We start from the raw sequence: 12476 nt of genomic DNA, 5'->3' as shown, positions 1-12476 counted from the left end.
TTTCCAGGCGTGCTCCTTCAACCGCTCGGACACTTCACCGGATCTCGTCAAGCTGTTCAGCCTGTCTAGGGGCGCTAATGTAGTCGAAAGTTTTTCTTTTGGCAAAGGTTTTTTTCAGAATTTTCATGCGCTTAAGGGCCACGGCCACGCTTGCCTGCCAAATAGGGCAAAGCTGCCAATCTATAAAGCGCTTTACCCGCCTTTCACCGTCGCCCCCCAGCGTACGGGGCCGCAGGCGCCAGCGCTGACCGGCCAGTCAGCCTTGGCGCTTTACCTGGCTGCAGAGGCTGAGTAACGTCTGCCTCACTCTTAACAAAGGATCCCTCTCATGAGTGAGCTGATTACCTACCACCTGGACGAGGGTATCGCGACCCTGACCCTGAACAACGGCAAGGTCAACGCGATCTCTCCCGATGTGATCGCCGCGTTCAACAGCGCGCTGGATCGTGCACAGCAAGACCGTGCAGTGGTAATTATCACCGGCCAACCGGGCATCCTCTCCGGCGGTTATGACCTGAAGGTGATGACCTCCGGGCCACAGGCGGCCGTGAGCCTGGTCACGGCAGGCTCTACCTTGTCCCGGCGCCTGCTCGCTCACCCGTTCCCGGTGATTGTCGCCTGCCCCGGGCACGCCGTGGCCAAGGGTGCCTTCCTGCTGCTCTCGGCCGATTACCGTATCGGTGTCGAAGGCCCTTTCAGTATCGGCCTGAACGAAGTACAGATCGGTATGACCATGCACCACGCGGGCATCGAACTTGCCCGCGACCGTCTGCGCCGCTCGGCGTTTCACCGCTCGGTGATCAATGGCGAGATGTTCGACCCGATCAGCGCCGTCGACGCCGGCTTCCTGGATAAAGTCGTGGCTGCCGAGCAGTTGCAGGAGGCCGCCCTGGCCGCTGCCCGGCAACTGAAGAAAATCAACATGAGCGCGCACAAGAACACCAAGCTCAAGGTGCGCAAGGCCCTGCTCGATACCCTGGACGATGCAATCATTCTCGATCAGGAACACCTGGGCTAACGTCTCCGGCGCATCGCAGGCGAGCCTGTTCACCACAGGCCCCACACAAGGCACTGGCTTTCACACCGGGCCGACCTTGCCTGCGATGCCTTGGCCCTCGGCCAGCACCATCAGTGTTTGCCCCCACGAGTGCACAGCCGTACACTGCGCCGCGTTTGCCCAGTGTGAGTCACTCGATGCTTTATCTGATCCGTATGCTTCTGTTGGGCATACACTTTCTGCTGGCGGGTACGCTTGGCTTGTTGATTGGCCTGTGCCGCCCCTTCAACCCAGACAACAGCCGGATTTTTGCTCGCCTGTATGCCTGGCCCATTGGCGGGTTGCTGCGCCTGCGGGTCAAGGCCGAAGTCGGCCCCTTGTTCGACCAGCCGCCCGGCTGCGTGATCATCGCCAACCACCAGTCCAACTTCGACCTGTTCGTCCTCGGCGGTGTCGTCCCACCACGCACGGTGTGCATCGGCAAGAAAAGCCTGGGCTGGATACCCTTTTTCGGTCAGATCTTCTGGCTTGGCGGCAATATTCTGGTCGACCGCAGCAACGCCTACCATGCACGGCAGGCGCTCCATGCCACCACCCAGATAGTGCAGCACAACAACACCTCGATCTGGATTTTCCCGGAAGGTACACGCAACCCCGGCAACCAGTTGCTGGACTTCAAGAGCGGTGCGTTCCGCTTGGCAATTGAAGCAGGGGTTCCCATCGTGCCGGTGTGTGTCAGCCGTTATGCACAGCGCATGCGCCTGAACAGCTGGAACAGCGGCGACGTCATCATCCGCTCGCTGGCGCCCATCTCGACCAGCGGCCTCGGCAAAGAGGACATCCCGGCGTTGATCCAACAGTGCCGGGAACAGATGCAGCGCTGCATCGACACGATGGAAAACGAACTGCCGCCGGCCTGAGCAGTTGCCGGATCGATGCAGTCATACCAAGCTGACAGGATCACCTGAAGAAGCGAGCAGTCATGGGACGAGTCGTTGCAGCCGCGGTGTACAGCGCCGGCAGAAAAGTTACGTCAATCGAACTGGACGAAGGCAGCCACTGGGCCAGCAAGCCAGGGCACTTTGTCTGGATCGGCCTGGAAGAGCCTGATGCGCAGGCGCTGGCCAATCTGCAGCGCCAGTTCAACCTGCACGAACTGGCCATTGAAGATGCCCTGGAAAAACACAGCCGGCCGAAGCTGGAAACGTTCGGCGACGCGCTGTTCATCGTGACGTATTCACCCGTGCGCCACGAGGGCAAGCTGGAGTTCATCGAGACGCACATCTTCGCCGGCAAGGGGTACATCATCACCTGCCGCAATGGCCACTCGAAGTCCTACGCGCTGGTACGCCAACGCTGCGAAGCGCGCCCTCTGCTGCTGGAGCATGGCGAGGACTTCGTCCTCTACGCCCTGCTCGACTTTGTCACCGAAAACTATCAGCCAGTCAGCGAAGCGATTCACGGCGAAATCGAAGAGCTGGAACAGAGCGTACTGAGTGGCGCACTCAACGAAGATGACATCAAGCGCCTGCATGGCCTGCGCCGAGACATTCTGCGCCTGCGCCGCTATGTGGCGCCGATGGTCGAGATCAGCGAGGAACTGCAACGCCTGACGTTCCCGTTCATCGACAAGAACATGCGCCCGTACTTTCGAGATGTGCAGATTCACGTGACCCGACAGATGGAAGACCTCGCCGGTATTCGTGACATCGCCAGCCAGACCATCGAGATCGGCATGCTGCTGGAGTCATCGCGGCAAAGCATCGTCCAGCGCAAGTTCGCCGCCTGGGCGGCGATACTGGCCTTCCCCACCGCCGTGGCCGGTATCTACGGCATGAACTTCCAGAACATGCCGGAGCTTGGCTGGCAGTACGGCTACTTTGCCGTACTGGGGGTGATCACAGTAGGCTGCTCCGCACTCTTTGCCAGTTTCAAGCGCTCCGGCTGGCTCTGAGGTGCCCCCTCAGGCCGTCGTGCCTTCGGGCTTATGGGCCACGAAGCGCATCATCCATTCGGCCACGGTTTCACCCTGGTGCTCGCTGGACAGGCTGGCCAGCCCTTGTCGATAGACCTCATCGCCCAGGTGCTGCTGACGCAAATCAAGCAGCGCCCGTGAGTAATCGTGAACGAACTCGGGGTGCCCCTGGAAACACAGCACCTGATCGTCGATGTGATAGGCCGCATACTGGCAGAACTCGCTGGACGCGATCAGCGTGGCGTTTTCCGGCAAGCGGGTGACCTGGTCCTGATGGCTGATCAACAAGGTCAGGTCTTCGATCGCCGGGGTCATCCACGGCTGCTGTGCGTTCAGGCGATAACGGTGAATACCGACGCCCCAGCCCTGCGTCGCACGCTCGGTCTTGCCCCCCAACAGCAGCGCCAGCAACTGATGACCAAAGCACACGCCAAGCAACTTGTCGCCACGCTGGTAGCGCTCAAGCAAAAAAGTCTTGAGGGTTTGAATCCAGGGATCGCTGCCAAACGAATCGGCCTTGCTACCGGTAACCAGGTAAGCATCGAACGATTGCTCATCGCTGGGGTACTCGCCGTTCATTACGTTATACAGGCTGAACTCGGCGGCGATGGGTTGGCGGGCAAACAGTTGCTCGAACATCCGGCCGTAGCCCTGAAACTGCTCGACCAGTTCCGGCCGCAGGACGTCGGTTTCAAGGATGCAGATGCGTAGCGACATAGAGATAGTCCCGAACGACAAAGGCGAAATGCGTGCTAGAGCCTGCCGCGATTAAGGCCTGTAAGCAAGTAGAATGCACTGACGAACGGTCATGCAGACTGGATCCACCGACGAACTGCACGCACGTGTCTAGCAAGGGCGATCATCATGGCATGGCAAAACGCCTGATAGCCAAAGCAAAGATTCTAAAAGCTGGAAATACCAAACCGTTCTAAAAGATGGGTGACGTTAACCCTAAGGTTAGTTGTATACCCACTTTCAGCAGGTTTGTGCCGGTGCCTGGCAGGCCCGAAATCACACGTAAACCTTCGACAGGGAAGCCACTCGGCATTCAGGAATAACAACAAAAAGGCAGTCAGCCATGTTCAAGCACACGAAAGTACGTCAGGCAGGGCTCATCCTCTTTGCCACTACCCTACTCTTGATTCTGCCGAATCTATCGCGGCTGTTCGGCTGAACGACGCGCACGCCTCAGGAACCTATCAGCCGTAGTGTATGCTGCCGGTCTCATTGGTTGGAGACTGTTCCATGCGACGCTGCCTTGCCCTGCTGTTTGCCGTGCTGAGCCTACCGTTACAGGCCGCTCAACTGGTTCTGGAACTGGGTGATGCGCCGATCAACTGGCAAACCGAAGACTTGCTCAAGCACCCGCAAGCGCAATCGATCAGCATCGCGGACGATGTTTCCTACAAGAAAGCCATGCACTACCGCGCCATCCCCCTCAGCGCCCTGCTGACCGGGGTTTCGGCACAGGATCACCTGCAGGCAGTTGCGCTGGACGGCTTCGCCGCCGAGATGCCAGCGGCGCCACTGCTCGCCAAGGGGCCAGCACGGGCCTGGCTGGCCATTGAGGACCCCGCCAAACCCTGGCCAGGCCTGGGCAAAGGCAAACCAAGCGCAGGCCCCTTCTACCTGGTATGGACGAACCCGCAGGCAGGTCATATCAGCCCTGAACAGTGGCCTTTCCAGGTTGCCAGCATTCGCCGCCTGGACGCCGTCGCCGAACGCTTCCCGGCCATGCGCCCCGCACCTGGGCTTGCAGACAATAGCCCGGTCAACCTGGGCTTTGCCGTGTTCCAGAAAAACTGCCTGGCCTGCCACACGCTCAACGGCGCCGGCGATGCACAGTTTGGCCCGGACCTGAACATGCCTTACAACCCGACCGAGTACTTCCACCTCGACCACCTGCGCCGCTATATCCGCGACCCGCAAAGCCTGCGTCAGTGGCCACAGGCGAAAATGCCCGGCTTCAGCAGCAGCGTGCTTAGCGACGGCGAACTTGACGCCCTTCTCGCCTACCTCCAGCACATGGCCGGGCGCAAGCAGCCCTAGGGCTATTGCTGCTGCGCGCCGAGGGTCGGGGTGACCAGCACCTTGGCGTGCATCTGCTCAAAGCCACCACCCCGGCGCATGCCGCGCACCGGGCACGCGTCCAGGTAATCCATGCCGACCGCCAATTTCAGGTGCCGTTCGGGGCGCTGCAGTTGGTTGGTGACATCAAAGCTGTACCAGCCATTATCCAGCCAGGCCTCTGCCCAGGCATGGCTGGCCAGGTGCTGGCTGTCGCTGTCGAACAAGTAGCCGGACACATAACGTGCCGGAATGCCAAGGCTGCGGGCGCACGCCAGGAACGCGTGGGCGTGGTCCTGACAGACGCCCGCGCCACCTGCAAACGCCTGCGCGGCACTGGTCTCCACCGCCGTCGCCCCGGGGGTATAGGCAATGCGCTCGTGCAATCCATGCATCAGGTCAATCAGCGCGGAACGATCACGGCGCTTGCGGCATTGGCGCTCGGCAAATGCGCGCAGTGCTTCGTCGGCCTCGGTCAACCGCGTAAAACGCAAGAACGGCAGTGCCGAACCCGCCTCATGTTCAACCTCGAACTGCTCGTCGATCTCCACCTGCCCCCGAGCACGGATAATCAATTCGGAATGCGGTTCATCCAGGCTCAACACGTGCAGGATGTTGCCGAACGGGTCTACTTGCGCCCGTGCCGGTCGTGGCAGGTCGAGGTGCCAATTGAACACCTGCTGCCGCTCGGTGTCGTGTGGGGTCAGGCGCAGGTACTGGATGCTGGTGCGTACCGGGTCTTCATAGTGATAGGCGGTTTCATGACTAATGGTCAGTCTCATACGACCTCCAGGTAAGCGCTGTGAATGGCGTTGCCCAACTGGCGTACCAGCGGGATGTAGTCGCTCAACCAAGGGTGCAGGCCCGCATCGAGGATTTCGTCGATACCGGTGTAGCGCAGGCGCGCATCCACCTCGGCAGCCAGGCGCTGTGCCGGACGGCCGTTGGCGCCGGGCAGGCTGGCCAGGATCTGGTCGATCTCTTCAGTGCAAGCCCTTAGCGAACGCGGCACATCCGCACGCAGCAACAGTAACTCGGCCACATGCCGCGCCGCAGGTGCATCGCGGTAGATCTCGGTGTAAGCCTCGAAAGACGACAGGGCCCTGAGCAAGGCGCTCCACTGGTAGTAACCCCGGGCCGAGCTGTCACTGACCGCATCGGCTTCATCACCAAGCACTTCATAGCGGGCGTCGAGCAGGCGCAACGTGTTGTCGGCACGCTCGATAAAGGTGCCCAGCCGGATAAAACGAAAGGCATCGTTGCGCATGATGGTGCCGTAGGTAGCACCGCGAAACAGGTGTGAGCGCTCCTTCACCCACTCACAAAAACGGCTCAGGCCATAACGCCCTACGCCCTGCTCGGCAATGCCACGGATTTCCAGCCAGGCCGCATTGATGTTCTCCCACATGTCGGCGGTAATTCGCCCACGAACCGCATGCGCACAGACCCGTGCCGAGCCAAGACAGCTGTAGATACTGGCCGGGTTGCCCGGGTCCAGGGCGAAATGCTGCAACAGTCGCTCGGCGTGCAGTTCGCCATGACGTTCGAGGTAGTCATCAAGAGTGCCCGTGATCAGCAACGGCATCGCAAGCTCATCAAGGCCGCCTCCGCGGCCGTCCTGCGGCATCAGTGACAGTGAATAACTGACATCAAGCATCCGCGCGAGGTTCTCCGCCCGCTCCAGATAACGCGACATCCAATACAGATCCGAGGCCGTTCTACTCAACATGATTCAATCCTCAACGACCCAGGTGTCCTTGGTACCGCCCCCCTGGGACGAGTTGACCACCAGCGAGCCCTCACGCAGTGCCACCCGGGTCAAACCACCGGGCACCACGCGGGTTTCCCGGCCGGACAAGACGAAGGGACGCAAATCGATATGCCGTGGGGCAATACCGTTCTCGACAAAGGTCGGACAAGTCGACAACGACAACGTCGGCTGCGCGATGTAGGCCGCGGGGCGCGCTTTGATCCGCGCCGCAAAGGCTTCGAGTTCGGCACGGCTGGCAGCAGGCCCGACCAACATGCCGTAGCCGCCCGAGCCCTGGGTTTCCTTGACCACCAGCTCCGGCAAATGCGCCAGCACATGGGATAACTCAGCCGGCTTGCGGCATTGCCAGGTCGGCACGTTCTTCAGAATCGGCTCCTCGTCCAGATAGAAACGGATCATGTCGGTGACATAGGGGTATATCGACTTGTCGTCGGCGACCCCGGTGCCAATTGCGTTGGCCAGTACCACGTTGCCACAGCGGTAGGCAGACAACAGGCCGGGCACGCCCAGCATTGAGTCAGGGTTGAAGGCCAGCGGATCGAGGAAGGCATCGTCCAGGCGCCGGTAAATCACATCGACCGCCTTGGGGCCGTCCGTGGTGCGCATGTACACATGCTCGTCCCGCACAAACAGGTCCGCGCCTTCAACCAACTCCACGCCCATTTCACGGGCGAGAAATGCATGCTCAAAGAAGGCACTGTTAAAGCGACCGGGGGTCAACACCACAACACTGGGGTTATCCAGCGGGCTGGAACTTTTCAGGGTGTCGAGTAACAGGTTCGGGTAGTGATCGATCGGGGCGATGCGTTGAGCGGCGAACAACTCCGGGAACAGGCGCATCATCATTTTGCGGTCTTCGAGCATGTAGCTCACACCGCTGGGGGTACGCAGATTGTCCTCGAGTACGTAGTAGCTGCCGTCGCTGTCGCGCACCAGATCGACCCCGGAGATATGCGCGTAGAGATCACGGTGCAGATTCAACCCCTGCATTGCCAACTGATACTGTTCGTTGGCGAGCACCTGCTCGGCCGGAATGATGCCGGCCCGCAGAATGCGCTGATCATGGTAGAGGTCGGCGAGAAACAGGTTGAGGGCCTTGACCCTCTGGATGCAGCCCCGTTCGATCACGCGCCACTCAGCGGCGGGAATACTACGGGGAATGGTGTCGAACGGGATCAGGCGTTCAGTGCCTTGCTCATCGCCATAGAGGGTGAACGTAATACCGGCTCGATGAAACAGCAGGTCGGCTTCCCGACGACGCTGAGCCAACAGTTCCGGCGGGGTCTCGGCCAGCCAACTGGCGAATCCGCTGTAGTGCGCTCGGACTTCACCGTTGCCGGCATACATTTCGTCATAAAAGCTGCGGATCATGCCGAACTCCTTGTCATCCGGACCAAGACGTCATCGCAAGCCCCGTGCCATCGGCATAAATGCTTTTATTTCAAGTGGTTATAGAAGCGAGGGAAAAACACCGCACCAGAGCAGTGCGAGATACACCGTCAACCGGGCGACGGCGCCTCATTGCGAGGCAGTGCCCGGCTGACGGTTGATTGGCTCAGGCCAGCAAACGCTCTTGCTTGACCCCCCAGCCTTGAACCTCACCACCTAGCGGTGCGATCACCGCCTCAAAGCCCTGTTCGAACTCATCAATGCCGCCATGGGTGGCATACATCACCTTGCTCAATTCCAGATGCCAGCCGCCATCTGCACATTCACAGACCTGTGCATTGAGCGACTCGCCACGGAATTTCCCGGCTGCTCTGCGGGCACGCTCCTCATCGGGGAAAACGGCATAGAACTCGATGGGGTGGATACGGGCAAAGTCGAACCCGCCTTCCTTCATGCTGCGCAAGACATTAATGCTGATGTCATCATATTGGCTGCTCATGAATCGTCCTCCGCAAATACCGATGGATTAACCTTCAGTGCGTGACGCTATCGCCCACAGTAGAGGCGCGGGCCTTCGAGCTAGTGATCAAGACAGGGCCGGGAAGCGTGAATCAGGTAGACCCTGAGTGCATCCTAGCGCTTGCGCAGCGCTCGTGCCAACCGATGTAAGTCGTATCGACACATCAAAAAACCAAAGCCCCGATTTATCGGGGCTTTGGTCAAACAGGCATCACGTAGTGCAGGTGATCAGTCCGGCACGCCGTGAACCACACCGGCGGTGTTATCCAGCAGGCTCTTGGTCGCCGTCTGGATGAACGACTCCAGTTTGCGCGTCAGTTCAGCCTGGTCCGGGCTTTCGATTCGCTCGGCCTTGAACTCGCGACCCAGTTGGTAGCGGTACATGCGTGGCGACATGTCCTTGGACTCGATCAGAATCCGATCACCCGTTACCAGGCCAACGGTCTGCTCGCTACCCGACGGTTTGATCATGCCAAAACCCTGGTCGCCTTCCGGCAGGTTAAGCAGGTCACGCCCCCAGCACTGATGAAGGGTTTCGCCACCGAGGCGGCCCATGATGGTCGGCACGATATCGATCTGGGTACCCACGGTGTGGTTGACCGCACCGAACTTCTCCTGGATACCCGGCGCAATAAGCAGCAACGGGACGTTGAAGCGGCTCAGGTCGAGTTCGGTGACCTGCTGGTTGTTGCCGAAACCGTGGTCGCCAACAATAACGAATAGGGTTTCCTTGAAGTACGGCTCTTTGCGCGCCTTCTCGAAGAACTGACCCAATGCCCAGTCGGAATAACGCATGGCGGTCAGGTGCTCGTCGAGACGACCCTGGCCCGTCACCGGCTCTACCGGCAGGTTTGTCGGCAGCGCGTACGGCGTGTGGTTGGACAGGCTTTGCAGCAAGGCATAGAACGGTTTCTTGCCATAGTTCTTCGCCAGCTCTTCAGCACCGCGGTCGAACATGTCCTGGTCAGACACGCCCCAAGTCGGGTCGGAGAATACTGGATTGACGAAATCCTTGCGGCCAATGAAGGTGGTCATGCCCTGGTTGCTGAAGAACCCGGACTGGTTGTCCCAGGCGAAGTCGCCGTTATAGACATAGACGTCGTCGTATTTGCGCGCACTGAGCAGCGCCGGCAGACCCGACAGTTTGTGGCTGCCTTCAGGCGTCTGCATCAGGTATTCAAAACCAGGCAGGTTGGGGAAGCAGCCCATGGTAGCGAACATACCCTGGTGGGTATGGGTGCCGTTGGAGAAGAAACGGTCGAACAGCAACCCTTCCTTGGCCAGTTTGTCGAAGTACGGCGTAATGTTGGTGGTGGCACCCAGCGCCCCCACCGAATGCCCGGCGAAGCTTTCCAGCAGGATCACCACGACGTTCTTGATCGGCAGGGTTTTCTCGACTGGCGGGGTGAACTCACGGCGCACAGCCGCTTCATCGGCATCGACCAGTTTGTCGTGAGGCGTCAGCAGCATGCTGCGCACGGTCTCCTGCGCTTCATCCTGCGGCAGGGTGGCCTTCCAGATGTTGTCACGCTCTTCGGACATCCGGCTCTTGGCAGCGGTGATCAGGGTCAGCGTACCGTTCAGGCCCAACTGGTTGGCAAAGTTCGAGTCGGTGGTGTAAGCGTCGCCCCAACGCATCGGCGGGCCTTGACGCAAGGTACCGCGTGCGGCAACCACGGCCACCATCAGCACCATGAAGAACACGCCGCCGCGCACATACCAAGGCGCTACGCTGCGCGCACCGGCCACACTGCTGCCATACACGCCACGAGGCCGCGTCATGCGGTCGACGCCCTTGAACAGCAGGCTCAGCAACCAGGTCCCAAAGGCCCAGGCCAACAGGTAACGCACGACAGGGAAGCCGTACCACAGCATGCTCAATACGGTCTTCGGATCTTCCTTGACGTACTGGAAGACCAACCCGTTAAGGCGCTGGTGGAATTCACGGTAGAAGTCCATCTCCATCAAGCCGAGGAACATGGCCACACTGGCGGTCACGGTCAGCCAGAAACGGAACAGGCCGCGTGCGGCCATCGCCCGAACACTCAACAGTGCCAACATCAGCGGAACGCAGAGGTACACCACCAGGCGCAGGTCGAAACGCAGGCCGTTGGCGAACGCCTCGGCCAACGTCGAGACCGGGGTGTTGCCGATCTGATCGCTGTTGTAAACCAGCAGCGCAAGCCGCACCAGGCTGAGCATCAGCATGATCACCAGGCCGCTCAGCAGCGTATAGGCCAGGTGCGATTTGACGGTCGGTTGCAGCGCGCGCGAAGCAGCACGCTGATGACTCAAGGCGTCCGTGTTAGCCATGGATAGGAAGATCCCAAAGATTCAGATTTGAAAGAAACGAAGAGCGAAATAACAAGCCTGCCCAAACACCCGGGGGACTGGAGAGCCATTCGTCGAACAGGCAATTGAGCGCGCGAATTGTCGGCAATCGAATGTGAAAATTCTGTTCAGAAACTTGCCATACTTCATGAAATCAACTACGGCGCCCCAGGGCGCCGTAGTGCGGCATCAATCGTTGCTGGGCTTGTTTACAGCCTGCAGCACGTATTGCGGCAAGGCAAACGCACCGATGTGAATCTCCGGGTTGTAATAACGCGTAACGATTCCACTGCCGGCGAAACGCTGACGCAGGGTTTCCAGCGGCAGTTTGCGGTAACTGGTGTTGGTAGCGCCCCACGCGAAGGTCATTGCACCACCGATGTAGGTCGGTACCGCGGCCTGGTAGAAGTGCCAATCGGCGAACAGGCTGCGCATGCGGCTTGCGGTGGTTTGAACTTCAGACAACTGCATGAACGGCGTGCCGTTCTGAGTGACCAGAATACCGCCGTCGTTCAGACAACGATGGCAGGCCTGGTAGAAGTTCTCGGAGAACAGCACCTCTCCCGGACCGATCGGGTCAGTGGAGTCGGAGATGATGACGTCGAACTTCTCTTCGGTGGTGGCAACGAACCGCATGCCGTCATCAATGACCAGATTCAGGCGCGGGTCATCGTAGGCACCCTTGGAGTGCTCCGGCAGGAACTCCTTGCACATGTCGACCACGGTACCGTCGATCTCGACCATGGTGATGTGCTCAACGCCACGGTGCTTGGTCACTTCACGCAACATGCCACCGTCACCGCCGCCAATGATCAGCACGCGCCGCGCCGTGCCATGAGCCAGGATCGGAACGTGGGTGAGCATCTCGTGGTAGATGAACTCATCGGCCTCGGTGGTTTGAATCACGCCGTCCAGCGCCATCACGCGCCCCATGCGCGGGTTCTCGAAAATCACCAGGTGCTGGTGCTCGGTACGAACCTCGTGCAGCAGCTTGTCCATGCGAAAGCGCTGGCCGTAGCCTTCGTACAACGTCTCCAGGTAGTCGCTCATTGCGGGACCTCCAATAAAAGCGGCTGACAACGGGCGCAAACGCACCCGCCATAGAAAAGGGCGCAGTGTACGTTGTCGATCATGACAGGTCGAATATTCGTCGAGGTACCGCAGGCCGCGCAGGCACCTACAGACGGACATTGCCCCGGGGGCCGGCAATCGCCCAGATGATCAGGCCCAGCACCGGCAACAGCAGGATCAGCAGCACCCAGAGCACCTTGGGCCCGGTCCCTACGCTGCTTTTAATCACGTTGATAATTGCCCAGATGTCCAGGGCCAGGATGATCAGGCCAACGAAGCCATTAAACGTCGAACCCATGATGCCGCTCCTGTGACGGGATGTGCCATTGAGCATAGCCAGCGCTCAACCCCCTGGT

The 12476-nt window shown here is 59.8% G+C and carries 13 protein-coding genes; 5 read left to right on the top strand and 8 right to left on the bottom strand.

What is annotated here, in order from left to right; all coding sequences use genetic code 11:
• From EKA13_RS28120 to EKA13_RS13455, 4 genes are all read left to right on the top strand, one after another.
• A partial coding sequence (locus tag EKA13_RS28120; RefSeq protein ID WP_218060845.1) for a hypothetical protein occupies window positions 1-295 on the top strand: 295 nt, incomplete at its 5' end.
• 33 nt (window positions 296-328) lie between these two features.
• Window positions 329-1018, top strand: coding sequence for a crotonase/enoyl-CoA hydratase family protein (locus tag EKA13_RS13465; RefSeq protein WP_065759895.1), 690 nt, complete (start codon window positions 329-331; stop codon window positions 1016-1018).
• A 176-nt stretch (window positions 1019-1194) separates the two neighbouring features.
• Window positions 1195-1917: a lysophospholipid acyltransferase family protein gene (locus tag EKA13_RS13460; RefSeq protein WP_065759894.1), complete on the top strand. Its 723-nt coding sequence runs from the start codon at window positions 1195-1197 to the stop codon at window positions 1915-1917.
• Between the two features lie 62 nt (window positions 1918-1979).
• Window positions 1980-2951 (top strand): magnesium and cobalt transport protein CorA, encoded by a 972-nt coding sequence (locus EKA13_RS13455; protein WP_065759893.1) that lies wholly within the window; start codon window positions 1980-1982, stop codon window positions 2949-2951.
• Between the two features lie 9 nt (window positions 2952-2960).
• Here the strand turns inward: EKA13_RS13455 and EKA13_RS13450 are convergent, their stop codons facing one another.
• Window positions 2961-3689, bottom strand: a complete 729-nt coding sequence (locus tag EKA13_RS13450; RefSeq protein ID WP_065759892.1) for an amidotransferase — start codon at window positions 3687-3689, stop codon at window positions 2961-2963.
• Between the two features lie 528 nt (window positions 3690-4217).
• Between EKA13_RS13450 and EKA13_RS13445 the strand changes: the two genes are divergently transcribed.
• Window positions 4218-5021, top strand: a complete 804-nt coding sequence (locus EKA13_RS13445; protein WP_065759891.1) for a cytochrome c — start codon at window positions 4218-4220, stop codon at window positions 5019-5021.
• Window positions 5022-5023: 2 nt separating this feature from the next.
• Here EKA13_RS13445 and EKA13_RS13440 read toward each other — a convergent pair whose 3' ends face one another.
• From EKA13_RS13440 to EKA13_RS13410, 7 genes are all read right to left on the bottom strand, one after another.
• Window positions 5024-5821 (bottom strand): transglutaminase family protein, encoded by a 798-nt coding sequence (locus tag EKA13_RS13440; protein ID WP_065759890.1) that lies wholly within the window; start codon window positions 5819-5821, stop codon window positions 5024-5026.
• Window positions 5818-6768 carry an alpha-E domain-containing protein gene (locus EKA13_RS13435; protein WP_065759889.1) on the bottom strand — a complete coding sequence of 317 codons (951 nt, stop codon included), beginning with the start codon at window positions 6766-6768 and terminating at the stop codon, window positions 5818-5820. Before EKA13_RS13435 ends, EKA13_RS13440 begins: the two co-directional genes overlap by 4 nt.
• A 3-nt stretch (window positions 6769-6771) precedes the next feature.
• The gene (locus EKA13_RS13430; protein WP_065759888.1) at window positions 6772-8181 is read right to left on the bottom strand and encodes a circularly permuted type 2 ATP-grasp protein; all 1410 of its coding nucleotides are present in this window, start codon (window positions 8179-8181) and stop codon (window positions 6772-6774) included.
• 184 nt (window positions 8182-8365) lie between these two features.
• Window positions 8366-8698, bottom strand: a complete 333-nt coding sequence (locus tag EKA13_RS13425) for a ribonuclease E inhibitor RraB (RefSeq protein ID WP_065759887.1) — start codon at window positions 8696-8698, stop codon at window positions 8366-8368.
• Between the two features lie 248 nt (window positions 8699-8946).
• Window positions 8947-11031: an LTA synthase family protein gene (locus EKA13_RS13420; RefSeq protein ID WP_065759886.1), complete on the bottom strand. Its 2085-nt coding sequence runs from the start codon at window positions 11029-11031 to the stop codon at window positions 8947-8949.
• A 207-nt stretch (window positions 11032-11238) separates the two neighbouring features.
• Window positions 11239-12099: a polyamine aminopropyltransferase gene (gene speE / locus EKA13_RS13415; protein WP_065759885.1), complete on the bottom strand. Its 861-nt coding sequence runs from the start codon at window positions 12097-12099 to the stop codon at window positions 11239-11241.
• Window positions 12100-12226: 127 nt separating this feature from the next.
• Entirely contained in the window at window positions 12227-12418 is a 192-nt protein-coding gene (locus EKA13_RS13410; RefSeq protein ID WP_065759884.1) for a PLDc N-terminal domain-containing protein, read from the bottom strand.
• Between the last annotated feature and the right edge of the window lie 58 nt (window positions 12419-12476).

It is taken from the genome of Pseudomonas defluvii (assembly GCF_001695625.1).
Lineage (GTDB): Bacteria > Pseudomonadota > Gammaproteobacteria > Pseudomonadales > Pseudomonadaceae > Aquipseudomonas > Aquipseudomonas defluvii.
This window is presented reverse-complemented; position numbering and strand designations above follow the sequence as displayed.

What these genes read in the sequence shown, in the direction of transcription:
- EKA13_RS13465 (WP_065759895.1), top strand. Translation starts at nt 329, where the DNA reads ATGAGTGAGCTGATTACCTACCACCTGGACGAGGGTATCGCGACCCTG.
- EKA13_RS13460 (WP_065759894.1), top strand. Translation starts at nt 1,195, where the DNA reads ATGCTTTATCTGATCCGTATGCTTCTGTTGGGCATACACTTTCTGCTG.
- EKA13_RS13455 (WP_065759893.1), top strand. Translation starts at nt 1,980, where the DNA reads ATGGGACGAGTCGTTGCAGCCGCGGTGTACAGCGCCGGCAGAAAAGTT.
- EKA13_RS13450 (WP_065759892.1), bottom strand. Translation starts at nt 3,689, where the DNA reads ATGTCGCTACGCATCTGCATCCTTGAAACCGACGTCCTGCGGCCGGAA.
- EKA13_RS13445 (WP_065759891.1), top strand. Translation starts at nt 4,218, where the DNA reads ATGCGACGCTGCCTTGCCCTGCTGTTTGCCGTGCTGAGCCTACCGTTA.
- EKA13_RS13440 (WP_065759890.1), bottom strand. Translation starts at nt 5,821, where the DNA reads ATGAGACTGACCATTAGTCATGAAACCGCCTATCACTATGAAGACCCG.
- EKA13_RS13435 (WP_065759889.1), bottom strand. Translation starts at nt 6,768, where the DNA reads ATGTTGAGTAGAACGGCCTCGGATCTGTATTGGATGTCGCGTTATCTG.
- EKA13_RS13430 (WP_065759888.1), bottom strand. Translation starts at nt 8,181, where the DNA reads ATGATCCGCAGCTTTTATGACGAAATGTATGCCGGCAACGGTGAAGTC.
- EKA13_RS13425 (WP_065759887.1), bottom strand. Translation starts at nt 8,698, where the DNA reads ATGAGCAGCCAATATGATGACATCAGCATTAATGTCTTGCGCAGCATG.
- EKA13_RS13420 (WP_065759886.1), bottom strand. Translation starts at nt 11,031, where the DNA reads ATGGCTAACACGGACGCCTTGAGTCATCAGCGTGCTGCTTCGCGCGCG.
- speE (WP_065759885.1), bottom strand. Translation starts at nt 12,099, where the DNA reads ATGAGCGACTACCTGGAGACGTTGTACGAAGGCTACGGCCAGCGCTTT.
- EKA13_RS13410 (WP_065759884.1), bottom strand. Translation starts at nt 12,418, where the DNA reads ATGGGTTCGACGTTTAATGGCTTCGTTGGCCTGATCATCCTGGCCCTG.